Here is a 22,800-nt window from a genome sequence, read left to right as displayed (position 1 = left end):
GGCCTGGGTCAGGCGGACGGCGGGGAGGGCAGTTCGCGCGCGTTGAAGATGCGCTCGATGACCTCGGCCAGTTCGTCTTCCGAGAACGGCTTGGTCAGGTAGGCCTTGGCGCCCTGGCGCAGGCCCCACATGCGGTCCGTGTCCTGGTCCTTGGTGGTCACCAGGATCACCGGGATGTGCTTGGTCGTCGCTTCGCGGCTCAGGGTGCGGGTGGCCTGGAACCCATTCAGGTTGGGCATCACCACATCCATCAGGACCATGTCGGGCAGTTCCCGCTTGGCGACTTCCACGCCCGCGGCACCGTCTTCGGCGGTGATGGACTCGTGCCCCAGTTTCTCGACGATACGCTGGATGCCCAGCAGCTGCGACGGTGAATCGTCGACGATCAGAATCTTTGCCATGGAGTTCCCCAAGTTGTCCCCGCCGAGGATTGTAGAGCGAGTTTGAGACAAGACAAATGGGGATGGCGGCCAGGCTATGACGCCTGTCGTGCCGCCACTGCCGTTCATCCCATTCGCACGAGTGTGCGGCCGAAGGACTGGCCGGCCAGCATGGTCCGGAAGACCTCGGGCAGACCGTCCAAGGGGGTTTCCCGGGTGCAGATCGTCTCCAGGTGGGCGGGCTTCCAGTCGCTGGCCAGGTGGGCCCAGACCGCCTCGCGCACATCCCGCGCGGTGCCCGCCGAGGCCACGCCCAGCAAGGACACGCCGCGGATGATGAAGGGCATCACCGTGGTGGGCAGGTCGTGGCTGGCGGCGAGTCCGGCCGTGGCGACGTTGCCGTAAGGCGTGGTCTGCGCCAACAGGCTGGCCAGCATCGCGCCGCCGACGTTATCGAGTCCGCCGCCGAAGCGCGCCGATTCCAGCGGGCGCGTCGTAGCGAGGGCATCCCGTCCAAGGACCTGAGTGGCGCCGATGGAGGTCAGGTAACCCGTGTTCTCCGGCTTTCCGCTGATCGCGTGCACCTCGAACCCGGCCTTGCTGAAGATGTCCACCGCCAGCGAGCCGACGCCGCCGGTCGCGCCGGTGACGGCGAGCGGCCCCAGGTCGGGGGTCTGCCGGTTCTCGCGCATGCGGAACAGGGCCAGCGCCGCGGTGAAGCCGGCCGTGCCCAGGATCATGCTTTCGCGCAGGCTCAGGCCGGCGGGCAGGGGAATGACCCACTTGGCCTCCAACCGCGCGTACTCGGCATAGCCGCCGTCGCGGGTCTCGCTGAGGCCGCAGCCGGTGACAAGCACGGCATCGCCTTCCTTGAACGCGGGATCGGTCGAGGCCACCACATGGCCCGCGACGTCGATGCCGCCGACCAGCGGGAAACGCCGCAGGATCTTGCCCTCGCCGGTACCGGCCAGCGCGTCCTTGTAATTGACGGAGGAGTACGCCGTCTTGATGACCACTTCGCCCGGATTCAATCCGTCGAGCGTCAGCGTCTCGATGCCGGCGCGATAGCCGGCGTCGTCGTTATGGATGCGGAAGGCGTTGAAGGTCGTTGGCAGGCTCATGGGGGTTTCCTTGTTCGCGCCGTCGCAGTGGACGACAGGGAAGGGCGTGGTACCGATTCTGCCTGCCGCCTTGCCTTGAGCGCGCCGGACTTTGGTCTAACGCGCGATCAGCGCAACGACTTCCGCCGCTTCTCGTCCATCCACTTGTCCGCCTGCGCCGGCGAATAGGCGCGCATCCAGGCGACCATGGCATCGAGGTCGTCGCCATGCCACAGGTCGTTGCGCTGTTCCGGGTGCAGGAAGCGTTCTTCGACCATGCGGTCGATCATGCCCATCAGCGGCGTGTAGAAACCTTCGACATCGAGGAAGGCGCAGGGCTTGTCGCCGATGCCGAGCTGGCGCCAGGTCAGCATCTCGAACATCTCGTCGAGCGTGCCGAAGCCGCCGGGCAGGGCGACGAAGGCGTCGGACAGGTCGAACATCCGCTTCTTGCGCTCATGCATGTTGGCGACCACCTCCAGGCGGGTGACGCCCTTGTGCGCGACTTCCCAGCCCACGAGTTGCTCGGGGATCACGCCGACGACGTCACCGCCGGCGGCAAGTACCGCATCGGCCACGATGCCCATCAGGCCGACGTTGCCGCCACCGTAGACCAGCTGCAGGCCTTCCTTCGCGATGCGGTCGCCCAGCGCGATGGCGCGCTCGGTGTAGGCCGGCTTGCTGCCGGCGTTGGAGCCGCAGTAGACGCAGATGCTCTTCATGGTGGTGTCCTGTAGTGCCTGTTGTCTGAAACGCAAAACGCCAGGCTTCGCCTGGCGCATGCGGTGTTCCGGCGACGGTGCGTCGCCGTGCGGCCTCAGTTGGCCTTGTGGATCGAACGCTTGTGCACGGCCATCGCAGCGTCGTGGATGGCTTCGGACAGGGTGGGGTGGGCATGGCAGATGCGCGCCAGGTCGTCGGCCGAACCCTTGAACTCCATCGCGATGACGCCTTCGTGGACCAGTTCCGAGACGCCCACGCCGACGGCGTGCAGACCCAGGATCAGGTCGGTTTCCTCGTGGGCGATCACCTTCACCAGGCCGGCCGGTTCACCCATGGCGACCGCGCGCGCGATCGCGGCGAACGGGAAGGTGCCGACCTTGTACGGCACGCCCTCCGCCTTGAGCTGCTGCTCGGTCTTGCCCACCCAGGCGATTTCCGGCTCGGTGTAGATGACCCACGGCACGGTGTCGAAATTGACATGGCCAGGCAGGCCCGCGATCAGTTCGGCCACGGCGATGCCTTCCTCGAAGCCCTTGTGCGCGAGCATCGGGCCGCGCACGCAGTCGCCGACCGCCCACACGCCGTCCACGCCGGTGTGGCAATGGTCGTCGACTTCGATCTGGCCGCGGTCGGTCAGCTTCACGCCGGTGCCATCGGCCAACAGGCCCTTGCTCGCGGCCTTGCGGCCCACGGCGACCAGCAGCTTGTCCACCGTCAGCGTCTTCTCGCCTTCGGCGTCGCTGTAGGTGACCACGACTTCCTTCTTCTTGCCCTTGCCGGTGACCTCGGTCTTGCTGACCTTGGCACCCAGGCGGATATCCAGGCCCTGCTTCTTGAATTCCTTGGCCGCGACCTTGGCGATCTCGGTGTCGGCGGCGGCGAGGAAGTCCGGCAGCGCTTCCAGAATCACGACCTCGGCACCGAGGCGCTTCCACACGCTGCCCAGTTCCAGGCCGATCACGCCGGCGCCGATCACGGCCAGGCGCTTCGGCACTTCGGTGAAGTCCAACGCGCCGACGTTGTCGACGATGGTCTCGCCATCGAACTTGGCGAACGGCAGTTCGATCGAATCCGAACCGGCGGCGATGATGACGTTGGTGCCCTTGAGCTCCACGTCGCTGCCGTCGTGCTGCTTCACCTTGACGACGTTGCCCGGCTGCAGCTGCCCGAAGCCGTAGTACGGGGTGATCTTGTTCGCCTTGAACAGCATCGCGATGCCGCCGGTGAACTGCTTCACGATCTTGTCCTTGCGGCCGACCATCGCTTCGACGTCGATCTTCGCGTCCTTAAAGCTGATGCCGTGGTCGCCGAACAGGTGGCCCATGTTCCAGAACTGGCGCGAGGAATCCAGCAGTGCCTTGGAGGGCACGCAACCCACGCGCAGGCAGGTGCCGCCCAGCGCGGGCTTGCCGTCCTTGCCCAGCGCAGCGTCGATGCACGCGACCTTCATGCCAAGCTGCGCGGCGCGGATGGCGGCGTGGTAGCCGGCGGGACCGGCACCGATGACGACGACGTCGAATTGTTCAGCCATTTCAGTGTCCTTTGCCTTGTGCGTCCATCAGTGGACGGGGGCGATGTCTCATGGAAGGAAATGGGGCCCCGCAGGGCCCCTTTCCAGCTCCCCGCGGGGAGCCGCGTGGATCACATGCCCAGGAGCATGCGGTGCGGGTTTTCCAGCTGGTTCTTGATGTCCACCAGGAACAGCACCGCGTCCTTGCCGTCGATGATGCGGTGGTCGTAGGACAATGCGATGTACATCATCGGCGCGGCGATGACCTGGCCGTTCTCGACGATGGCGCGGTCCTTGATGGCGTGCATGCCCAGGATGGCGCTCTGCGGCGGGTTGACGATCGGCGTGGACATCAGCGAACCGAAGGTGCCGCCGTTGGTGATGGTGAACGTGCCGCCCTGCAGGTCTTCCAGGCCCAGCTTGCCGTCGCGCGCCTTCTTGGCGTACTCGGCGATGCCCTTCTCGATGTCGCCGAAGCCCATGCGCTCGACATTGCGCAGCACCGGCGTGACCAGGCCCTTCTCGGTGGAGACGGCGATCGAGATGTCGGAGTAGCCGTGGTAGATGATGTCGTTGCCATCGACCGACGCATTGACGATCGGGTGGCGCTGCAGCGCGTTGGCGGCGGCCTTGGCGAAGAAGCTCATGAAGCCGAGCTTGATGCCGTTGGCCTTCACGAAGTCGTCCTGCAGCTCCTTGCGCATCTCCATGACCTTGCCCAGGTTGACTTCGTTGAACGAGGTCAGCATGGCGATGGAGTTCTTGGACTGCATCAGGCGCTCGGCGATGCGGGTACGGATGCGCGTCATCGGCACGCGCTCTTCAGGACGCGCGCCACCGGACACACCCGCGGTCTTGCCGCTGGCGTAATTGACCAGGTCTTCCTTGGTCACGGCGCCGCGGCGACCGGTGCCTTCCACGGCGGCCGGATCGATGCCCTGGGTGATGGCGGTGAAGCGCGCGCCCGGGGGCAGCGCGTCGGCGCCGGCCGGGGCCGGCTTGGTGCTGGCCGGGGCGGCGGCGTCGGCCTTGGCGGCTTCGGCCTTCGGCTGCACTTCCTGGGCGCCGGCGGCCGGCTTCTTCTCCTCCGCGGCGGGGGCGGGCGCAGCAGCGGCCGCACCTTCCTCGATGATCGCCAGCAGCTGCTGGCTGGTCACCGTGTCGCCTTCCTTGAACTTGATCTCCTTCAGCACGCCGTCGACGGGCGAGGGCACTTCCAGCACGACCTTGTCGGTTTCCAGGTCCATCAGGTTCTCGTCGCGCTTGACGGCATCACCCACCTTCTTGTGCCAGGCGGCGATGGTGGCGTCGGAGACGGACTCGGGAAGAACCGGAACTTTGACTTCAGTGGCCATTGGATGGGACGTCCTGGTGGTGTTGTTGTTCGTTGGAATGGGTGACGCGTACTTACTCGGCGACGTTGTCGCTGCCGAGCTTGTTGACCAGCGCATCGGCGACCAGCTTCAGCTGCTCCTCGACGTGCTCGGCGAAATGGCCGGCAGCGGGCGAGGGCGAGCGCGAGCGGCCCGCGTAGTGCAGCGTCTGCTTGTCGGCCAGGCAGGCCTGCAGGTGGTGCTTGATCTGGTACCACGCGCCCTGGTTCTGCGGCTCTTCCTGGCACCAGATGACTTCGGTCGCCTTGCCATAGCGCTTCAGTTCGGCGGCCAGCTGCTCGCGCGGGAACGGATAGAGCTGTTCGACGCGCAGGATGGCCACATCGTCCTGGCCACGCTTCTGCGCGTCTTCCAGCAGGTCGTAGTAGACCTTGCCCGAGCAGGCGACGACGCGCTTGACCTTCTTGGCGTCGGCGGCGGCGTCCGGGATCAGGTGCTGGAACTCGCCGTTGGCGAGTTCGTCCAGCGTGGATACGGCCAGCTTGTGGCGCAGCAGCGACTTGGGCGTCATCACGACCAGCGGCTTGCGCGTGGTCATGCGCATCTGCCGGCGGAGCATGTGGTAGCACTGCGCGGGCGTGGTCGGCACGCAGACCAGCATGTTCTCGACGGCGCACAGCTGCAGGAAGCGCTCCAGGCGCGCCGAGCTGTGCTCGGGGCCCTGGCCTTCGTAGCCGTGCGGCAGCAGCAGCGTCAGGCCGCTGATGCGGCCCCACTTGGCTTCGCCGGCGGCGATGAACTGGTCGATCACGACCTGTGCGCCGTTGGCGAAGTCGCCGAACTGCGCTTCCCAGATGCACAGGGTATTGGGATCGGTGGTCGAGAAGCCGTATTCGAACGCCATCACCGCTTCTTCGCTGAGCAGCGAGTCGATGATGGTGGCCTGTTCGGCCTGTTCCACCAGCTGGCGCAGCGGCAGGTAGTAGCTGTCGGTCTTCTGATCGTGAAGGATCGCATGGCGGTGGAAGAACGTGCCGCGTCCCGCGTCCTGGCCGACCAGGCGCAGGCCGTTGCCTTCGGCCAACAGCGTGGCGTAGGCGAGGTTCTCGGCGAAGCCCCAATCGGCGAGCTGTTCGCCTGCCGCCATCTTCACGCGGTCCTCGTAGATCTTCGCCACGCGCGGATGCAGCGCGACGCCGGCCGGGATCGTGGTGATGATCTTGGCCAGCGAGTCCAGCGACTTGCGCTTGACCTTGGTGTCGACCGCATCGCTGAGCTTGCCCGAGAGATAGCGCGACCAGTCGATCGCCAGCTCGTCGCCCTTCTGCTTGGCGAGTTCGGTGGTGACTTCGCCGGAGTCCAGCTTGTTGCGGTATTCGTCCGCCAGCGACTTGCCGCCCTCGGCCGGGATCACGCCGGCGCCTTCCAGCTTGGCGGCGTACATCTCGCGCGTGGTCGCGTGCTTGCGGATGGTCTGGTACATGACCGGCTGGGTCGCGGCCGGCTCGTCGGCTTCGTTGTGGCCGTGGCGGCGGTAGCACACCAGGTCGATGACCACGTCCTTCTTGAACTGCTGGCGGAAGTCGTAGGCCAGTTGGGCCACGAACACCACTGCTTCCGGATCGTCGCCATTCACATGGAACACCGGCGCGCCGACCATCTTGGCCACGTCCGTGCAATACAACGTGGAGCGCGAGTCTTCCTTGTTGCTGGTGGTGAAACCGATCTGGTTGTTGATGACGATGTGCAACGTGCCGCCGACGGCGAAACCGCGCGCCTGCGACATCTGGAACAGTTCCATCACCACGCCCTGGCCGGCGAACGCGGCGTCGCCGTGCATGATGATCGGCAACACGGCCTGGCGCGCGGCGTCGTTGCGGCGCTCCTGGCGCGAACGGACGCTGCCGGCCACGACGGGGTCGACGATCTCGAGGTGCGACGGGTTGAAGGCCAGGGCCAGGTGGACCGGGCCGCCCGGGGTGGCGATGTCGGCGGAGAAGCCCATGTGGTACTTCACGTCGCCGGCGTGCGCGAGGCTGTTGTCGTGTTCGAACTTGCCTTCGAACTCGTCGAACAGCTTGCGCGGGTTCTTGCCAAGCGTGTTGACCAGCACGTTCAGGCGGCCGCGGTGGGCCATGCCGACCACGATGTCCTTGACGCCGCCTTCGCCGGCGCTGCGGATCGTGGTGTCCAGCAACGGGATCAGCGCGTCGCCGCCTTCCAGCGAGAAGCGCTTCTGGCCGACGTACTTGGTGTGCAGGTAGCGTTCCAGGCCCTCGGCGGCGGTCAGGCGCTCGAGCGTGCGGCGCTTGGCGTCGTCGGACAGGCCGAACTGGCCGCTAGCCGTCTCCAGGCGCTGGTACAGCCACTGGCGCTGGTCGACTTCCGAGATGTGCATGAACTCGACACCGATCGGGCCGGTGTAGGTCGCCTTCAGGCGCGCCAGCAGGTCGCGCAGCTTCATGCGCGAGTTGCCGCCGACGTTGCCGGTGCTGAACTCGCTGTCGAGGTCCTTGTCGGACAGGTCGTGGAACGACAGTTCCAGGTCCGGCGGGTTGACCGGCGGGGTCAGGCCCAGCGGGTCGATCTGCGCGCCAAGATGGCCGCGCGAACGGTAAGCCGTGATCAGGCGGCCGACATTGCGCTCGCGCTCATCGCCACCGCCGGCCACGACATGGCCGTTGTTGGCGGCCTGGCGGGCGGCTTCGGTGATCTGCTGGATGACGACCGAATGCGGTACGTCACCGGCTTCGTGGCCCTTGAAGCCATCGAAGTAGGCCTTCCACTTGGGGCCCACGCTGTCCGGGGCGACGAGGTACTGCTCGTACAGGTCTTCGACGTAGGAGGCATTGCCTCCGTTGAGCTGCGAGGATTGCGCGAACTGCTTCAGGAGATTGTCCACGATGGCGATGGCGTGCTGTGGGGTAGTCGAGGAGGCGCTTACGGTCCATGTCGCGCGATGTCCGACGGACATGGACGAAAACCCAGAAATTATACCCCCATGCCGGGAAGGGGGCGTAACCGGATTGGACTAAAGACGCAGGGCATGGGCCCGCGAAGGCCCCTGTGGCGCGGTTCTCGCGGGCTTCGCTCAGAGTCCGAGCGCGCGGAATTCCGTCACCGGGCGTGCGCGTTCCCACATCTGCGTGAACTCGTCGCGCAGCTGGCGGGCGCGTCCCGCATGCTCCAGCCCGGCCTCGCCATCGAAGCGATGGCCCAGCGGGCGGTGGTAGTAGCCGTGGTCGTCGTTGGCGACGAAGGCCGCGACATAAGGCAGATCCACCGGGTCCTGGACCTCGCGGAAGGCGAAGACGCTGGGCAGGCGCTGGCCCAGGCCGATGAGGGGGGCCAGGGCATGCTGGGGCGTTGCCGCATCCTGCAGGAGGACCTGGACCTGCACACCCGTGCGGTGCGTGGTGAAACGGCGCAGGGCATCCAGCACGGGCGGCGCATCCCACAGCCCGGGATCTAGCGCGCGGCTGTAGATCGCAAGCGAGCGACGTGCCTGCACGATGACGGCGGTGGTGATGGCGACGGCTTCGGCCCGGTGGGCGATGGTGGCGGTGCCGCCCAGCACCCGGCGCATGCCCTGGTGCTCGATGCCGGCTTCGACGAAGCGGTCACCCTCGGGCAGGAACCCGTGGCGGGCGTAGAACCGTTCGGCGTTCACCTGGGCGTGCAGGGAGACGGCCGGCCACTGGCGCTGGCGGGCTTCGACCATCAGGGCGCGCAGCAGGGCCTCGCCGACGCCGCGGCCGCGCCAGGCCGACAGCACGGCCATCCGCCCGATCCGGTGGTCCGGAGTGAGCCGGGCGGTCCCAATGGGCGCGCCGTCGGCATCGCGGGCGATCACGTGGTGGCAGAGCGGATCGAGCGCGTCCTGTTCGAGGTCGCGCGGGACGCCTTGTTCCTCGATGAAGACCGCCTCGCGGACGCGCCGCAGGTCCTGCAGCGCGGTGGCGTAGTCGACCGCTTCGACGCGGACATCGGCGGTGGTCATGGGTCTTCGTCCTCCGGGGCCGCGTCGTCGTCCAGGGCCAGCTGGTAATGGCCTTGTGCCGCGAGCGCCATCACCGCGTCGCGCCCTGCGTCGCTCAGGGCTGCATAGGTGGGGCCGTCGAGGCTTTCCAGTGCAGCCAGCGCCTGTGCGTCCTTGACCGGCAGGGTGTAGTCCAGGCCGTTGCAGAACAGGGTGGCGGCCTTCTTGCGCCGGCGCCAGGCGAATCGCGAGAACGGGTGTCGCAGCAGGCGCGCGCCTTGCTGCAGGTCCCACTCCATCTCGATCCGAGAGGGCGTGTCGGGCGACGGCATCACGTCACCGGAGGCGCGGTAGGTGGTGATGAAACGGCCGAACCAGTCGCCGACCAGGTCGGGATCGTTCATGCGCAAGGCATTCAAGGCTTCGACCACGCGCTCCATGGCGCGCGCGTCGATTTCGTTCGGGTCCTGCGGCGCGGCCAGGTCTTCGTCGTGGTAGCGCACGGCCTCGTCCGCTTCGGCGATCAGCGTGTCCAGGTAGTCGCCGATCAGTTCGGCCGACGACGGCGCACGCATGCCCACCGAGAACGTCAGGCACGGGTTCTCGGCCACGCCGTGATGGGGAACCAGCGGCGGCAGGTACAGCATGTCGCCGGGAGAGAGGACCCATTCGTGGGTGGGTTCGAACGTGCGCAACAGCTTGATCGCCACGTCCTCCTGGAAACCCAGGTCCGGCGCGGGTCGCCCCATCGCCACGCGGGCATCGATCGCCCAGCGGCGCTCGCCCTGCGCTTGCAGCAGGAACACGTCGTAGTGATCCACGTGCGCTCCGACCGAACCACCGGTGGCCGCGAAGCTGATCATGATGTCGTCCACCCGCCAGCGCGGCAGGAAGCGGAACTGCTCCAGCAGCGCCCGCACGTCGGCGTCCCACTTGTCCACGTCCTGCACCAGCAGGGTCCAGTCGTGGTCGGGCAGGCCGGGGAAATCCTCTTCCTGGAACGGGCCCGTGCGGACATCCCACGCGCCGGTGGCGCGGTCCAGGCTGATCATCCGCGCCAGCACGCCTTCTTCGCAGGCCAGCCCGGCGAGATCCTCCGGCTGCACCGGGGTCTCGAAGCCGGGGAACGCGTTGCGGATCAGCAGCGGCCGCTTGTGCCAGTAGTCGCGCAGGAAGCGATCGGCGGGCATGCCCAGCGGGTAGTCGCGCGTGGCGTCGATCTCGAACGGAAGCGAAGTGGCGCGTGAGGACGTTTTCTTGTTCATCGGGAGGTGTTCGCGCGGCGATGCGTCATGCAGGAAAGAGGAGGCCAGCATCGCCGAAGGCGGCACGCCGGGCATTGATGCCGATCAAGGATGGGCGGGCGTCGTCGTGGCGGCTTCGTCGGCCAGGCGTTTGTCGAGTCGCTGGGTGGCGGTGTTTGCGTAGGCCCGGCAAGCGCCGGTGTCGGAGAGCGGCGCGCGGGCGCCGGGGCCGATGCGCGACCACAGCTGGCTCGCCGACGGGTGCGGCGTAATCAGTACGTCGCAATCCAGCGAGGCGATCCGCGCCAGCGTGTTGCGGAATGCCGCCACGTAGCCCGGGTGTGCTTGCTCGTCGCTGTAGCGGTACACGTCGTCGGAGATCGCGGTCAGGCTGTCGGCATAGACCATCTGGTGGCACGCATCGCCTTCGCACGAACGCCAGGTCCAGCTGGTGCCGCCGGGTGTGTGGCCGGGCGAAGCGACGGCGTGCAGGGCCAGCTGCCCGACACGCACGACGCCGTCGTCGGCGAGGCTGACGACGCGCTCGACCGGGGCGATCGGTTCGGACACCTCGAGCTGCGGATCGCTGCGGTCCGGGGTGCCGCGCTTCAACGTGCCGACGGCGGGCGCACGTGCGTACACCGGCGCGCCGGTGGCGCGCTGCAACTCGGCCAGGCTGCCGGCATGGTCGTAGTGTTCGTGCGAGAACACGATCGCGCGTACATCCTCGGGCTTGAAGCCGAGCGCGCGGATGTTGGCCAGGATCTGCGGGCCGGCCTGTGGCGTGGCGGCATCGATCAGGATGTGGCCGGCATCGGAGGTCACCAGCAAGGCGCTGATGCCGCAGGTGCCGACGAACCAGGTGTTGCCGTAGACCCGCAGGGGCGTGGCGGGATCGTTCCAGCCGGCGTCGTCCGCGCAGGCCTTGGCAAGCGGCGCATCGGCCGCGTGCGCGGCGAACGGAAGCGCGGAGGCGAGCAAGCCGCCCACAAGAAGGAAGGCACGGAGCATCATGTGGCGATCTCGTCGTAACCACGATTGACGAACTGCAGCAGGCACCAGCCATGGCCCCAAGGATCGGCCAGGCGGACGATGCGGCCCCAGTTCGCGTCGCGGATGTCGGATTCCTGCACCAGTCCGGCTTCCAGGGCACGGTCGAGGGCAGGCTCGAGGTGGTCCACCACCACGTCCAGGTGCACGGGCGTCCAGTGGCGGGCGTAGTCGCGGCGCATATCCGCGGCGGCAATGCTGCCGGCGGCGTTCTGCAGCACGTAAATCGGCGCCTGCGCACCCAGCAGCTCCACGCCACCGGTGCCGAAGCGTCGCCCGGCGGTGAGCCCGAAGGCGCGGGTGTAAAGCGCTTCCGCAGCGGGAAGATCGGGGACGTCGATGTTGATCAGCAGGTGCATCGCCGTTCCCGCCTCCGCAGGTCAGATGTCCCGGGCGAGGCGCTCGGCCAGGCCGGTGTAGCTGCCCGGCGTCATGTCGCGCAGGCGCTGCTTGGCGTCCGCCGGCAGATCGAGCGATTCGATGAAGCTGCGCATGGAGTCGGCGGTGATGCCCTGGCCGCGCGTCAGCGCCTTGAGCTGTTCGTACGGGTTCGGCAGGCCATGACGGCGCATCACCGTCTGCACGGCCTCGGCCAGCACTTCCCACGCCGCATCGAGGTCGGCGTCCAGGCGCTGCGGGTTCATTTCGAGCTTGCCCAGGCCCTTCGCCAGCGAATCCAGCGCCACCTGGGTATGGCCGAACGCGGTGCCCAGGGCGCGCAGCACGGTGGAATCGGTCAGGTCGCGCTGCCAGCGGCTGATCGGCAGCTTGGCGCTGAAATGCTCGAACAGCGCGTTGGCGATGCCGAAGTTGCCTTCCGCGTTCTCGAAGTCGATCGGGTTGACCTTGTGCGGCATGGTGGAGCTGCCGACTTCGCCTTCCTTGAGCCGCTGTTTGAAGTAGCCCAGCGAGATGTAGCCCCAGATGTCGCGCGCCAGGTCGACCAGGATGGTGTTGGCGCGACGCGCGGCATCACCGAGCTCGGCGACGTTGTCGTGCGGCTCGATCTGGGTGGTGTACGGGTTGAACACCAGGCCCAGGCCTTCGACGAAGCGTTGCGCGAACAGCGGCCAGTCCACGTCCGGGTAGCTGGCCACATGCGCGTTGTAGTTGCCCACCGCACCATTGATCTTGCCGGTCAGTTCCACCGCGGCGATCTGCGTGCGCTGGCGCTCGAGGCGGGCGACGACGTTGGCGATCTCCTTGCCCAGCGTGGTCGGCGAGGCGGTCTGGCCGTGCGTGCGCGACAGCATCGGTTGCGCCGCCTGCGCATGGGCCAGCGCGCGCAGCGTGGCGGCGACGCCGTCCAGCGCGGGCAGCAGCACGTCGCGGCGTGCCTGTTCCAGCATCAGCCCGTAGGACAGGTTGTTGATGTCTTCGCTGGTGCAGGCGAAATGGACGAACTCCAGCGCCGGCGCGAGTTCGGCATCGTCCTTCAGCTGCTCCTTGATGAAGTACTCCACCGCCTTGACGTCATGGTTGGTGGTGCGCTCGATCTCTTTCACACGCGCGGCATGGGCGACGCTGAAGCCGTCGGCCAGCGCGCGAAGGCGCGCCTTCGCACCGTCGGAGAAGTCGGGCAGTTCAACGATGCCGTGCTCCGCGGCCAGCGCCAGCAGCCACTCGACTTCCACCTTCACGCGGGCGCGGATCAGGCCGTATTCGGAAAAGATCGGGCGCAACGCATCGACCTTGCCGGCGTAGCGGCCATCGAGCGGGGAGAGGGCGAGCAGGGACGATTCCGACATGGGGGGCGGGGAGGGCTGAAAAGGATCGTTTCATTTTACCCCGGGAAGCGGCCGAACCGGCCTGGCGTATCCTGTCGGCCCCCGCCAGCCACCGGCCTTCGCCGGCGCGCAAGCCGTGAATTCCTTCCAGGAGACGGTGATGACCAGCAAGAAGACCGTGGGCCGGACCCGCGTCGAACACGACAGCATGGGCGAGCTGCAGGTGCCTGCGGAGGCCCTCTGGGGCGCGCAGACGCAGCGCGCGGTGCAGAACTTCCCGATTTCCGGCCGACCGATGCCACGTGGATTCATCCGGGCGCTGGGCCTGGTGAAAGCCGCGGCGGCCGAGGTCAATGCGGGCCTGGGCCTGCTGCCCAAAGGCATCGCGAAGTCCGTGCAGGGCGCCGCGCTCGAGGTTGCCGAAGGCGCGTACGACGCGCATTTCCCGATCGACGTCTACCAGACCGGTTCCGGCACGTCGTCCAACATGAATGCCAACGAAGTAATCGCCACGCTGGCCTCACGCGCGGGCAAGGCGAAGGTGCACCCGAACGATCACGTCAACCTCGGCCAGAGTTCGAACGACGTCGTCCCCACCGCGATCCGCGTCGCCGCGCAGTTGGCGGCGATGGAAGACCTGTTGCCGGCCATCAAGCACCTGCGCAAGACCATCGATGCGCGCGGCCGTGCACTGGGCAAGGTGGTCAAGACCGGGCGCACGCACCTGATGGATGCGATGCCGCTGACCTTCGGCCAGGAATTTTCGGCCTGGTCGGCGCAGCTGTCGTCGGCGCAGGCGCGGATCGAAGACACGCTCAAGCGCGTGCGCCGGCTGCCGCTGGGCGGCACGGCGATCGGCACCGGCATCAATGCCGATCCGCGCTTCGGCACGCGCGTGGCCAAGGCACTGTCGGCCCGCACGGGCACCCGTTTCGAAAGCGCGGCCAACAAGTTCGAGGGACTGGCGGCACAAGACGACGCGGTCGAGCTCTCGGGCCAGCTCAGTGCGCTGGCCGTCGCGCTGACCAAGATCGCCAACGACCTGCGCTGGATGAACTCCGGGCCGCTGGCGGGCCTGGGCGAGGTGGAACTGCCGGCACTGCAGCCCGGCAGTTCGATCATGCCGGGCAAGGTGAACCCGGTGATCCCCGAAGCGACGGTGATGGTCTGCGCGCAGGTGATGGGTTACCACACCGCGGTGACGGTGGCGGGGCAGACCGGCAACTTCCAGCTCAACGTGACCCTGCCGCTGATCGCGCACAACCTGCTGGATGCGATGCACCTGCTATCGAACGTGTCGCGACTGCTCGCCGACGACTGCATCGCCGGATTGAAGGTGCGCGGTGATCGCGTCAAGGAAGCACTGGACCGCAATCCGATCCTGGTCACCGCGCTCAATCCGGTGATCGGTTACGAGAAGGGCGCTGCCATCGCCAAGCAGGCCTACAAGCAGAACCGGCCGGTGTTGGAGGTTGCGCGCGAGGTCACCGGGTTGCCGGAGAGCACGCTCAAGCCGCTGCTGGATCCGGCCGTGCTCGCCAAGGGCGGCATCCACGGCAAAGCGGGCGGCGGAGGCGGCTGAGTCCGTCTGCCGCGATGCGGCGGCAGACGGTGTTCGACGAGATCAGGGCGTGGCAGGTTCCGCAGCGGCGGCATCCGCCTCGGACGCGGCATTCTTCTCGTCGCCGTTCTCGCCCTTGATCGCCTGGCCAATGGCGCGGCCGACATCCTCGCCGGCCTCATGGCTGTCGTTCTGGTTCGAGCGGCAGTCTTCCACGTCGCCTTCGTCCATCGATGCGTACGGCTGGAACGCGGGCAGGGCGGCGGCGAGTTCCTGCTGCGCCTTGTACAGGCCCGGCAGCAGGTCGCAGATCTTCATCGCTTCGGCTTCGACCTTCTTGGCCTCGGCTTCGATTTCCTTGTCGATCTGGTCCGGGTTGCCGCTGAAGATGCCCTTCACCGCCGCACCCACGGCCTTGCCGGCCAGCTTGGCGCCTTCCTTGCCGGTCTCGATGCCGGCATCGGCAATACCACCCAGTTGGCGGTGATACGCCACCAGCAGGGCGCGCTGCGCGTCGTTCACGTCGACCTTCTTTCCATCGACGATGAAATCGCCCTTGGCGGAGATCTCCGCCTTCGGCTGGCCGGTGGCGTTGAGCGTGAGGTTCTGGCCCCACAGCGCCCCCGAGGCCTCGATGCTGTTGCCACTGTCGGGCGCCTTGTCCTTGCCGGAGCAGGCGGCCAGGAACACGAGGGAAAGCGCGAGGGCAAGCGGTGCGAATCGGGTCATGGTCATTCCTTGGAACTCAATGGTGTTTCGGGAGGTCGATGGCGCCCTTGACGCCTTCGTGGTGCACATCGCCGCTGCCGACCGACCGCACGGTCAGGGCGCCCGCGACGTTGCGCGCTTCCACGCGACCAGAGCCGACCGAACCGACGACGATGTCGCCACCGACATCGCGCAGTTCGGCATCGCCGGAACCGATCGAGCCGATCTCGACGTCGCCGGTGCCGCGTGCAAGCGTGAAATCGCCCGACCCGATGCTGCCGACATGCACGGCGCCACGCACGCCACGTGCGGTGACGTCGCCCGAGCCGATGGAGATCACGCGCAATGCGCCGACGTCGTCGAGTTCGATATCGCCCGAGCCGACGGAAACGGCGGCCAGGCCACGGATGCCGCGCGCGGCGACATCGCCCGAGCCCACGTCGGCGCTGAGCACCGGCACGCCGGTGACGGTGGCATCGCCGGAGCCGACCTTGAGCTGCACGGGAAGCGTATCGGGCAGGGTGACGGACAGGGTCTGGTAAGCGTAGTTGTTGCCGAAGAACACGCCGCTGAAACGGCCCTCGCGCCAGACGCGCACCACCAGCTTGTCGCCGACGCGCTCCTGGGTCAGCTTCAGGCTGGGCAGCGCATCGGCCTGCGAAGCGCATGCCTTGCCCTGCAGCGAAACTGCCGCACCCGGCGACGCGTCGACACGCAGGTCGTTGTGGCCGATGTCGAACACGATGGCCTTGGCCCCGGCGGTGTCCAGCTTCAGCTGGCGCGGAGCGGAATGCTTGCAGTGTTCGTCCTGCGCGAACGCGGGCGTCGCCAGCAACGTGGTCGCGAGGAGCAGCCAGGGAGCGGTGGTGGAAATACGCATGCGGCGGTTCTCCGTGTCGCGGGAATCAGAAATTCCAGTCGGACTGGCTGGCGCAGTCGTCGACGTCGGCCTGGTCCATGCTGGCATAGGGCTTGAACTCGGGCACGGAGGCCGCGAGCGCCTGCTGGGCGGTGAGCAGGGCCGGCAGGCGACCGCAGAGCTGGTCGACCATCGGCTTCATCTTGGTCTTCGCTTCCGCGCCGACCTGCTTGCCGATCTCGTCGCCGGACTGTCCGGCCAGGACGCCCTTGAGCGCGCTGGCGGCGGCATCGATGCCGACCTTCGCACCCTCCATGCCGATCGCCATGCCATCGCCGACCACGGTGATCATGGCGCCGCGATAGGCAAGTACCTTTTCCTTCTGCTCCGGCGTGGTCGCTACCGACTTGCCTTCGATCAGCAGCTCGCCCGCCGGGGTGATCTCCGCTTTGGGCAGGTTCTGGTTCTCGTTGCGGTTGAGCGTGAGGTTCTCGGTGGCCAGCTTCTGGCGTGCCGCGTCGATCTCGCTCTGGGCTTTCTGCAGTTCCTGGCTGGCTTCACCCAGCCCCTTGCGGGCTTCGTCCATCGCCTTGGCGGCGATGCCGGTGGGCGCGTTGTCGTTCTTGTCCGGTGCGGGTTGGCAGGCGGCCAGTGCGATCACGGCAACGAAGGGGAGCGTGCGCAGGAGGGCAGGCGTGCGGGGCATAGGTCGTCCTCTCGGTATCGGGAAGGTGGCGGCCGGGGCCGCCACCGGGGTCGGGCTTATTCGCTTTCGCGCCAGCGGCGCAGGTAGATCGCACCGACGATCAGGGCCACGCCGATGGCCGCACCGATCCACAGGTCGGCCGAAGCGAAGGCTTGCCAGCTGCGGGTCAGATCGATCGCGTTGGCAAGTTCGTCAGGCGAGTTGATCTCGGTGTGCGGGTTGGCGGCACCGCCCTGCAAGGTCGGGAACCAGGCGCCCGGCACCACGCTCAGCAGGCCGCGGTAGACCACCGTGTACCAGACCAGGTCGTGGCGGATCTTCAGGCCCGGCAGGATGTCGGTCATGCTGATGATCACGCAGGCCAGCACCGGCACCAGCACGGCCCACAGGAACGGCTTGCTGCGTGCCCAGGCGGAGCAGAACATCAGCCAGCCGATCGCCGGCAGCGACCAGAACATGTAGACCGGCAGGGAGCTGACCACGCCGCCGATGACGCGCAGCGGATGCGAGTGGGTGAAGATCGCGCCGCCAGCGGGCAGACCGTTGATGCTGATGGTCAGCGCCGAGATCAGCCACATGCACAGTCCGATCAGGATGCCTACTGTCACGGCCAGCAGCGGCGCCAGCACCAGGGCCCAGGCCAGCTTCGACAGGACCATGTGGGTGTCGGACACCGGCAGCGACTTCCAGAACAGGACGCTGCGGTCGCGACGGTCGTCGTACAGCGTGCCCAGTGCGTAGAAGAACACCACGAACGCCAGCACCACGCAGGCCAGGATCACGCCACCGAGCAGCATGCCGTCGCCGATGCCGCCGACGATCATCTCCGCTTTCCGGGGCGCTTCCTCGACACTGAAGCCGCCGCCGTCCATGGAGCCGCGCGCGGCGATGCTGCCGATGACGGCCAGGATCAGGTTGAGCACCACGAAGATGCCGCCGGTGATCACCGGCGCCCAGAAGAAGCCGCCGCGGTTCTCCCAGAACTCGCGCTTGATCAGCCACTTGAACGCGCCCGGCTTGGAGGATTTGCCCAACGTCGAAGTCACGGCGTTCATGCGTAGGTTCCTTTCATGATGGCGACGAACAGGTCGGCCAGGCCAGGGGTACGGGTTTCGCCCAGCGGGGCGAGTTGCGCCTTCGGCACGCCGTCGAACAGCAGCACGGTCTTGCCGAAGGGCAGGGCGCGCTCGTCGATGGGCTTCAGGGCGCGCGCCTGGTCGGCCGTATCGCTGCCGCTGACAAGCACTTCGGTGTAACGCTCGGCCACTTCGTCCATCTGCGCGGTCAACGCGATCTTGCCGTCGCGGATGAACATCACGTCGGTGAGAATGTGTTCGATCTCCTCGACCTGGTGGGTGGTGACGATGATGGTCTTCTGCTCGTCGAAGTAGTCTTCCAGCAGGCGCTGGTAGAACTGTTTGCGGTAGAGGATGTCCAGGCCCAGCGTGGGTTCGTCCAGCACCAGCAGCTTGGCATCGATGGCCATGACCAGCGCCAGGTGCAGCTGCACGATCATGCCCTTGGACATCTCGCGGACGCGCAGGTTGGGCTTGAGTTGGGTGTTGGCGATGAAGCGCTCGCACTTGGCCCGGTCGAAGCGCGGATGCACGCCTTCGACGAAGTCGATGGCTTCCTTGACCTTCATCCAGCGCGGCAGCACGGCGACGTCGGCGATGAAGCAGACATCCTTCATCAGTTCGTCGCGGTCCTTGCGCGGATCCAGGCCCAGCACCTTGAGCTGGCCCTCGAACGGCGTCAGCCCGAGGATGGCCTTGAGCGCGGTGGTCTTGCCCGCGCCGTTCGGACCGATCAGGCCGATGATCTTGCCCGCTTCGATCTCGAAGCTGGTGTTGTCCAGCGCGAGCTTGTTCTTGTAGGCCTTGCGTAGACCGTGGGCGTTGACCACGGTGTTGGCGATTGCGGCATTCATCACTTGTTCCCCTTGGATTGCAGCAGCTCTTCGATGGACAGGCCCAGGCGCTCGATGCGCTCGGCGACGGCCGGCCACTCTTCTGTCAGGAACCGTTCGCGCTCGCTGCCGCGCAGCTTCTTGGACGCTTCGTCGGTGACGAACATGCCCAGGCCGCGGCGCTTCTCCACCAGGGCCTCGTCGGCGAGTTCCTGGTAGGCGCGCGATACGGTAATCGGATTCAGCTGGTACTCCGCCGCCACCTGACGGACGGAGGGCAGGGCGTCGCCCGGCTTCAGGATCCCGTCCAGCATCATCGCGATCACGCGATCCTTCAGCTGGCGGTAGATGGGAGCGCCGTCGCTCCATTGGATGGACGTCATGGCTCAGCTCCTCGGACGCAGCGATTGGCCAAAGGAAAAGTACGGCATGGCCAGCGAGGCCCGGGCGCGGCGCTTGTGCTGCCGCGCATCCGGGTTGCCGTCATCGCCTGCGATCTCGCGGGTATCGGATTCCAGCGCGCCGACCAGCGCGGCGGATTCTGCTTCGGCCGTGCGGGCCCCGGTGACGGTCGCCAGCACCCCGATCGCCAGCAGCAGGCCGCCGACGGCCAGGCTGGGCAGTGTGTGGGTCAGTTTCTGGTTCATGGCATCCCCCGCTGCGTTGGGTGAGTGGTGTTGTATTCAACTATAACACCAAAACACAGGGCGTCAACTCCCTTGCAATGTTTTGTCACCCAACTGAAGGCATACTTGTCATGTTCGTACTAGCGGAGCAGCCGGTGATGTCCAAGCTATTGAAATATCTTGTTTTTGTGGTGCTTTTTGGCGCCGCTTCAGTGGCTTTGGCGGCGGGTCTGCTGGATCTCAGCTATCGCCCGTTGACGGGAAAAACCCCTGTGAACCTGAAGAAACAGTACGCAGGACAGGTGCTCCTGGTGGTCAATACCGCCAGTAAGTGCGGTTACACGCCGCAATACGAGGGCCTGGAAGCCCTTCATCAGCACTACGCGGGCAAAGGTTTCGCTGTCCTTGGGTTTCCCTCGAACGACTTCAAAGGCCAGGAGCCCGGCACGGAGAAGGAGATCCAGGAGTTCTGCACGCTCACTTACGGCGTGAAGTTCCCGATGTTCGAGAAGGTGTCCGTGACCGGTGAAAACGCCACGCCGTTGTACAAGTCGCTGACGCAGGCGACCGGCACTGCGCCCGGATGGAACTTCCACAAGTACCTGATTTCGCGCGACGGACGCGTGGTCGCGAACTTCCCCAGCAAGATCAAACCCGACGATCCCGCGTTGGTTGCTGCGATCGAACGCGAACTGGCGGCACCGCGCGCCAAACCCTGACGCCTGCTGCCGTGTGGGGCGGCGGGCGTGCCACAATAAGAGGTTGGCGCCATCTTCCCGGCGCAGGTTCCAGGAGTGAGAAGGATGAAGCGGTCGGTCCGCGGCATTGCCGCGTTGTTGGGAATCTCGTTTTCGATGCTGGGAGGCAGCGTGTCTGCACAGGAAAAAACCGCGCTTGCCACCGAGCGTGACAAGGTCAGCTACGCCATTGGCGTGGACGTCGGCAGTTCGCTGCAGCCTGTGGGTCAGTTTCTCGATACCGCCGCGTTCGAGCGCGCTATCGTCAACACCTTCGCCGGCAAGCCGCCGCTGATCACCGAGCAGGAAGCGCAGGCCACCGACCAGCTGCTGCGCGTGAACCTGGCTGTGGCCGATGGCCAGCCGATCCCCGGCATGCCGCCGGGCAGCACGCCGCCGCCGGTCGACAAGACCAAGGTGGGCCTGTTCCTGGGCACCTACGTCGTCGGTCCGTCGCTGTTGCCGTTCAAGGATGAAGTCGATCCGTCGGTCCTCGCGCAGGCCGTGCGCGCCGTCGCCGGCAAAGACGGCACGCCGTTGATGACGGTGGAGCAGGCGCAGGCCGAGATGAAGGCCTACCTGACCAAGCGCCAGGCGGGCGCCGCCCAACGCAACCGTGACGAGGGCGCGAAATTCCTCGCCGAGAACAAGAGCAAGCCGGGCGTCATCACCACGCCGTCGGGCCTGCAGTACATGGTGCTGCGCCAAGGCAACGGCCAGCGTCCGATGGCGACCAGCCGCGTTCGCGTGAATTACGAAGGCAAGCTGTTGAGCGGCGATGTCTTCGATAGCTCTTACGAGCGAGGCCAGCCGGCTGAATTCCCGCTCAATGGCGTGATCGCAGGTTGGACCGAAGGCGTCTCGCTGATGCCAGTCGGCGCGAAATACCGTTTCTGGATTCCGTCCGGCCTGGCTTACGGTGCGAATGGCGCGCCCGGCGGCAAGATCGGCCCCGATGCGACGCTGACGTTTGACGTGGAGTTGATGGGCATCCTGCAATAGTCGTCGGCTGTAATAGCCAAGACTAGGTCCAGGAGGCCGCTGCATGCGAGTAGCCATTTTCGGCACGGGTTACGTTGGGTTGGTCACAGGCACGTGCCTGGCGGAAGTCGGGCATGACGTGGTTTGCGTCGATATCGACCCGGCAAAGGTCGATGGCCTGAATCACGGCATCGTGCCGATCTACGAGCCCGGCTTGTCGCCGATGGTGAAAGCCAACCACGCAGCGGGCCGCTTGCGCTTCACGACCGATGCGGCGGCTGCCATCACGCATGGCGACGTGCTCTTCATCGCGGTCGGCACGCCACCGGACGAGGATGGCAGCGCGGACCTGCAGTACGTGCTGGCGGTCGCCAGGACCATCGGCCGTCATATCGAACGGTCTTGCACGGTGGTGAACAAATCCACCGTGCCGGTCGGTACCGCGGACAAGGTGAAGGCCACGATCGAGGCCGAGCTCGCATCGCGCGGGGTCGATGTCGCGTTCGATGTGGTGTCCAACCCGGAATTCCTGAAAGAAGGCGATGCGGTCAACGACTGCATGCGGCCAGACCGCATCATCATCGGTGCGGCGCGCCCACAGGCGGTAGACAAGCTGCGCCGGCTGTACGCACCGTTCAATCGCAACCACGAACGCATCGTGGTGATGGACGTACGCTCGGCCGAGCTGACCAAGTACGCCGCCAACGCGATGCTGGCGACGAAGATCAGCTTCATGAACGAGATCGCCAACATCGCCGAGCGGGTGGGCGCGGATGTGGAGCACGTGCGGCAGGGCATTGGTTCGGACCCACGCATCGGTTGGCACTTCATCTACCCGGGCGCCGGCTATGGCGGCTCGTGCTTCCCGAAGGATGTGCAGGCGCTGGCGAAGACCGCGCAGCAGTACGGCTACGCGCCAGAGTTGCTGCAGGCCGTGGAGAGCGTCAACGAACGCCAGAAGGGCCACCTGTTCGAGCTGATCCAGCGGCATTACGACCGTGGCGAGGACGAAGGCGTGCGCGGCAAGACCTTTGCGGTCTGGGGCTTGGCCTTCAAGCCCAACACCGATGACATGCGCGAGGCGAGCAGTCGTCGGCTGCTGGCGGAGCTTTGGGATGCCGGCGCGCACGTCCGCGCCTACGATCCGGAAGCCCGCGAGGAAGCCTCCCGCATCTTCGGCGAGCGCGAGGACTTGGTGCTCTGTACCGACGCCCGCGCCGCGCTGGAGGGCGCCGACGCGCTCGTGGTGGTGACGGAGTGGAAGCAATTCCGGAGCCCCGACTTCGCCCGTTTGCGCGAAACACTGGCCGACGCCGTGGTGTTCGACGGCCGCAACCTTTACGATCCCGCCGAAGTCGAGGCGGCAGGCGTCGCCTACTACGGGATCGGACGAGGGAGATCGATAGATGCAGGCTGACCTGCCACTCCAGCGCGACGCGCTGGAGCAGCGCCTGGTGGAACTGGAGACGCGCCTGGCGTTCCAGGAGCACGCGCTGGGCGAACTGAGCGAAGCGCTCGCCGACGCGCGTGCCGAGAACCAGCGCACCGCGTTGTTGCTGAGGCACATGGTGGAAGAGCTGGGCAAGGTGCGGTCCTCGTTGTTCGAGGACCCCGCCAACGAGCCGCCGCCGCCCCATTATTGATACGCTGTGGGACAGCACGTCCC

23 protein-coding genes are annotated in these 22,800 nt (G+C 66.6%); 5 read left to right on the top strand and 18 right to left on the bottom strand.

Annotation, left to right across the window (positions count from 1 at the left end; genetic code table 11):
- Nucleotides 1-8: 8 nt before the first annotated feature.
- The 11 genes from pilH to purB all read right to left on the bottom strand — a co-directional run bounded on the left by pilH (nucleotide 9) and on the right by purB (nucleotide 13,068).
- Nucleotides 9-401, bottom strand: a complete 393-nt coding sequence (gene pilH / locus ACSION_RS12110) for a twitching motility response regulator PilH (RefSeq protein ID WP_093297747.1) — start codon at nucleotides 399-401, stop codon at nucleotides 9-11.
- A 104-nt stretch (nucleotides 402-505) separates the two neighbouring features.
- Nucleotides 506-1,501: an oxidoreductase gene (locus tag ACSION_RS12105; protein WP_435306086.1), complete on the bottom strand. Its 996-nt coding sequence runs from the start codon at nucleotides 1,499-1,501 to the stop codon at nucleotides 506-508.
- A 107-nt stretch (nucleotides 1,502-1,608) separates the two neighbouring features.
- Nucleotides 1,609-2,202: a TIGR00730 family Rossman fold protein gene (locus ACSION_RS12100; protein WP_435306085.1), complete on the bottom strand. Its 594-nt coding sequence runs from the start codon at nucleotides 2,200-2,202 to the stop codon at nucleotides 1,609-1,611.
- Nucleotides 2,203-2,297: 95 nt separating this feature from the next.
- Complete coding sequence (lpdA, locus tag ACSION_RS12095) at nucleotides 2,298-3,734, bottom strand: dihydrolipoyl dehydrogenase (RefSeq protein WP_435306084.1); 1,437 nt, start codon at nucleotides 3,732-3,734, stop codon at nucleotides 2,298-2,300.
- 110 nt (nucleotides 3,735-3,844) lie between these two features.
- Nucleotides 3,845-5,068, bottom strand: coding sequence for a dihydrolipoyllysine-residue succinyltransferase (gene sucB, locus ACSION_RS12090; protein WP_435306083.1), 1,224 nt, complete (start codon nucleotides 5,066-5,068; stop codon nucleotides 3,845-3,847).
- Between the two features lie 52 nt (nucleotides 5,069-5,120).
- A complete protein-coding gene (locus ACSION_RS12085; RefSeq protein WP_435306082.1) occupies nucleotides 5,121-7,949 on the bottom strand; it encodes a 2-oxoglutarate dehydrogenase E1 component in 2,829 nt (942 codons plus the stop codon).
- Between the two features lie 189 nt (nucleotides 7,950-8,138).
- Entirely contained in the window at nucleotides 8,139-9,047 is a 909-nt protein-coding gene (locus ACSION_RS12080; protein WP_435306081.1) for a GNAT family N-acetyltransferase, read from the bottom strand.
- Complete coding sequence (locus ACSION_RS12075) at nucleotides 9,044-10,291, bottom strand: JmjC domain-containing protein (RefSeq protein WP_435306080.1); 1,248 nt, start codon at nucleotides 10,289-10,291, stop codon at nucleotides 9,044-9,046. Before ACSION_RS12075 ends, ACSION_RS12080 begins: the two co-directional genes overlap by 4 nt.
- Before the next feature lie 84 nt (nucleotides 10,292-10,375).
- Nucleotides 10,376-11,284, bottom strand: coding sequence for a subclass B3 metallo-beta-lactamase (gene bla / locus ACSION_RS12070; protein ID WP_435306079.1), 909 nt, complete (start codon nucleotides 11,282-11,284; stop codon nucleotides 10,376-10,378).
- Nucleotides 11,281-11,679 carry a VOC family protein gene (locus ACSION_RS12065; RefSeq protein WP_435306078.1) on the bottom strand — a complete coding sequence of 133 codons (399 nt, stop codon included), beginning with the start codon at nucleotides 11,677-11,679 and terminating at the stop codon, nucleotides 11,281-11,283. The genes bla and ACSION_RS12065 overlap by 4 nt, the downstream gene beginning before the upstream one ends.
- A gap of 21 nt (nucleotides 11,680-11,700) precedes the next feature.
- Nucleotides 11,701-13,068, bottom strand: coding sequence for an adenylosuccinate lyase (gene purB, locus ACSION_RS12060; protein WP_435306077.1), 1,368 nt, complete (start codon nucleotides 13,066-13,068; stop codon nucleotides 11,701-11,703).
- Between the two features lie 139 nt (nucleotides 13,069-13,207).
- On the opposite strand from purB, the gene ACSION_RS12055 reads away from it, so the two are divergent.
- On the top strand, nucleotides 13,208-14,629 hold the full coding sequence (locus ACSION_RS12055) for a class II fumarate hydratase (RefSeq protein WP_435306076.1): 1,422 nt from the start codon (nucleotides 13,208-13,210) through the stop codon (nucleotides 14,627-14,629).
- 42 nt (nucleotides 14,630-14,671) lie between these two features.
- Here the strand turns inward: ACSION_RS12055 and ACSION_RS12050 are convergent, their stop codons facing one another.
- Genes ACSION_RS12050 through ACSION_RS12020 form a run of 7 tightly spaced genes read right to left on the bottom strand, consistent with a single transcriptional unit; the run spans nucleotide 14,672 to nucleotide 19,437 of the window.
- On the bottom strand, nucleotides 14,672-15,337 hold the full coding sequence (locus ACSION_RS12050) for a DUF2884 family protein (RefSeq protein ID WP_435306075.1): 666 nt from the start codon (nucleotides 15,335-15,337) through the stop codon (nucleotides 14,672-14,674).
- Nucleotides 15,338-15,353: 16 nt separating this feature from the next.
- Nucleotides 15,354-16,196, bottom strand: a complete 843-nt coding sequence (locus ACSION_RS12045) for a DUF4097 family beta strand repeat-containing protein (RefSeq protein WP_435306074.1) — start codon at nucleotides 16,194-16,196, stop codon at nucleotides 15,354-15,356.
- 25 nt (nucleotides 16,197-16,221) lie between these two features.
- Nucleotides 16,222-16,881 (bottom strand): hypothetical protein, encoded by a 660-nt coding sequence (locus tag ACSION_RS12040; protein WP_435306073.1) that lies wholly within the window; start codon nucleotides 16,879-16,881, stop codon nucleotides 16,222-16,224.
- Between the two features lie 56 nt (nucleotides 16,882-16,937).
- A complete protein-coding gene (locus ACSION_RS12035; protein ID WP_435306072.1) occupies nucleotides 16,938-17,936 on the bottom strand; it encodes an ABC transporter permease in 999 nt (332 codons plus the stop codon).
- Complete coding sequence (locus tag ACSION_RS12030) at nucleotides 17,933-18,811, bottom strand: ABC transporter ATP-binding protein (RefSeq protein ID WP_435306071.1); 879 nt, start codon at nucleotides 18,809-18,811, stop codon at nucleotides 17,933-17,935. Before ACSION_RS12030 ends, ACSION_RS12035 begins: the two co-directional genes overlap by 4 nt.
- Nucleotides 18,811-19,173 (bottom strand): GntR family transcriptional regulator, encoded by a 363-nt coding sequence (locus tag ACSION_RS12025; protein WP_093297801.1) that lies wholly within the window; start codon nucleotides 19,171-19,173, stop codon nucleotides 18,811-18,813. The genes ACSION_RS12030 and ACSION_RS12025 overlap by 1 nt, the downstream gene beginning before the upstream one ends.
- Nucleotides 19,174-19,176: 3 nt before the next feature.
- A complete protein-coding gene (locus ACSION_RS12020) occupies nucleotides 19,177-19,437 on the bottom strand; it encodes a hypothetical protein (protein WP_435306070.1) in 261 nt (86 codons plus the stop codon).
- A gap of 137 nt (nucleotides 19,438-19,574) precedes the next feature.
- Between ACSION_RS12020 and ACSION_RS12015 the strand changes: the two genes are divergently transcribed.
- The 4 genes from ACSION_RS12015 to ACSION_RS12000 all read left to right on the top strand — a co-directional run bounded on the left by ACSION_RS12015 (nucleotide 19,575) and on the right by ACSION_RS12000 (nucleotide 22,777).
- Entirely contained in the window at nucleotides 19,575-20,135 is a 561-nt protein-coding gene (locus tag ACSION_RS12015) for a glutathione peroxidase (RefSeq protein WP_435306069.1), read from the top strand.
- An 84-nt stretch (nucleotides 20,136-20,219) separates the two neighbouring features.
- Entirely contained in the window at nucleotides 20,220-21,155 is a 936-nt protein-coding gene (locus ACSION_RS12010) for an FKBP-type peptidyl-prolyl cis-trans isomerase N-terminal domain-containing protein (RefSeq protein ID WP_435306068.1), read from the top strand.
- Nucleotides 21,156-21,198: 43 nt separating this feature from the next.
- Nucleotides 21,199-22,551 (top strand): UDP-glucose dehydrogenase family protein, encoded by a 1,353-nt coding sequence (locus tag ACSION_RS12005; protein WP_435306067.1) that lies wholly within the window; start codon nucleotides 21,199-21,201, stop codon nucleotides 22,549-22,551.
- Nucleotides 22,541-22,777 (top strand): SlyX family protein, encoded by a 237-nt coding sequence (locus tag ACSION_RS12000; protein ID WP_435306066.1) that lies wholly within the window; start codon nucleotides 22,541-22,543, stop codon nucleotides 22,775-22,777. Before ACSION_RS12005 ends, ACSION_RS12000 begins: the two co-directional genes overlap by 11 nt.
- Nucleotides 22,778-22,800: the final 23 nt, after the last annotated feature.

Origin of the sequence: Pseudoxanthomonas sp. LjRoot125 (genome assembly GCF_964252705.1) — a bacterium.
GTDB lineage: Bacteria > Pseudomonadota > Gammaproteobacteria > Xanthomonadales > Xanthomonadaceae > Pseudoxanthomonas_A.
This window is presented reverse-complemented; position numbering and strand designations above follow the sequence as displayed.

Excerpts from the sequence above, each read along its gene's own strand:
- pilH (WP_093297747.1), bottom strand. The coding sequence starts at position 401 with ATGGCAAAGATTCTGATCGTCGACGATTCACCGTCGCAGCTGCTGGGC.
- ACSION_RS12105 (WP_435306086.1), bottom strand. The coding sequence starts at position 1,501 with ATGAGCCTGCCAACGACCTTCAACGCCTTCCGCATCCATAACGACGAC.
- ACSION_RS12100 (WP_435306085.1), bottom strand. The coding sequence starts at position 2,202 with ATGAAGAGCATCTGCGTCTACTGCGGCTCCAACGCCGGCAGCAAGCCG.
- lpdA (WP_435306084.1), bottom strand. The coding sequence starts at position 3,734 with ATGGCTGAACAATTCGACGTCGTCGTCATCGGTGCCGGTCCCGCCGGC.
- sucB (WP_435306083.1), bottom strand. The coding sequence starts at position 5,068 with ATGGCCACTGAAGTCAAAGTTCCGGTTCTTCCCGAGTCCGTCTCCGAC.
- ACSION_RS12080 (WP_435306081.1), bottom strand. The coding sequence starts at position 9,047 with ATGACCACCGCCGATGTCCGCGTCGAAGCGGTCGACTACGCCACCGCG.
- ACSION_RS12075 (WP_435306080.1), bottom strand. The coding sequence starts at position 10,291 with ATGAACAAGAAAACGTCCTCACGCGCCACTTCGCTTCCGTTCGAGATC.
- bla (WP_435306079.1), bottom strand. The coding sequence starts at position 11,284 with ATGATGCTCCGTGCCTTCCTTCTTGTGGGCGGCTTGCTCGCCTCCGCG.
- ACSION_RS12065 (WP_435306078.1), bottom strand. The coding sequence starts at position 11,679 with ATGCACCTGCTGATCAACATCGACGTCCCCGATCTTCCCGCTGCGGAA.
- purB (WP_435306077.1), bottom strand. The coding sequence starts at position 13,068 with ATGTCGGAATCGTCCCTGCTCGCCCTCTCCCCGCTCGATGGCCGCTAC.
- ACSION_RS12055 (WP_435306076.1), top strand. The coding sequence starts at position 13,208 with ATGACCAGCAAGAAGACCGTGGGCCGGACCCGCGTCGAACACGACAGC.
- ACSION_RS12050 (WP_435306075.1), bottom strand. The coding sequence starts at position 15,337 with ATGACCCGATTCGCACCGCTTGCCCTCGCGCTTTCCCTCGTGTTCCTG.
- ACSION_RS12045 (WP_435306074.1), bottom strand. The coding sequence starts at position 16,196 with ATGCGTATTTCCACCACCGCTCCCTGGCTGCTCCTCGCGACCACGTTG.
- ACSION_RS12040 (WP_435306073.1), bottom strand. The coding sequence starts at position 16,881 with ATGCCCCGCACGCCTGCCCTCCTGCGCACGCTCCCCTTCGTTGCCGTG.
- ACSION_RS12035 (WP_435306072.1), bottom strand. The coding sequence starts at position 17,936 with ATGAACGCCGTGACTTCGACGTTGGGCAAATCCTCCAAGCCGGGCGCG.
- ACSION_RS12030 (WP_435306071.1), bottom strand. The coding sequence starts at position 18,811 with ATGAATGCCGCAATCGCCAACACCGTGGTCAACGCCCACGGTCTACGC.
- ACSION_RS12025 (WP_093297801.1), bottom strand. The coding sequence starts at position 19,173 with ATGACGTCCATCCAATGGAGCGACGGCGCTCCCATCTACCGCCAGCTG.
- ACSION_RS12020 (WP_435306070.1), bottom strand. The coding sequence starts at position 19,437 with ATGAACCAGAAACTGACCCACACACTGCCCAGCCTGGCCGTCGGCGGC.
- ACSION_RS12015 (WP_435306069.1), top strand. The coding sequence starts at position 19,575 with ATGTCCAAGCTATTGAAATATCTTGTTTTTGTGGTGCTTTTTGGCGCC.
- ACSION_RS12010 (WP_435306068.1), top strand. The coding sequence starts at position 20,220 with ATGAAGCGGTCGGTCCGCGGCATTGCCGCGTTGTTGGGAATCTCGTTT.
- ACSION_RS12005 (WP_435306067.1), top strand. The coding sequence starts at position 21,199 with ATGCGAGTAGCCATTTTCGGCACGGGTTACGTTGGGTTGGTCACAGGC.
- ACSION_RS12000 (WP_435306066.1), top strand. The coding sequence starts at position 22,541 with ATGCAGGCTGACCTGCCACTCCAGCGCGACGCGCTGGAGCAGCGCCTG.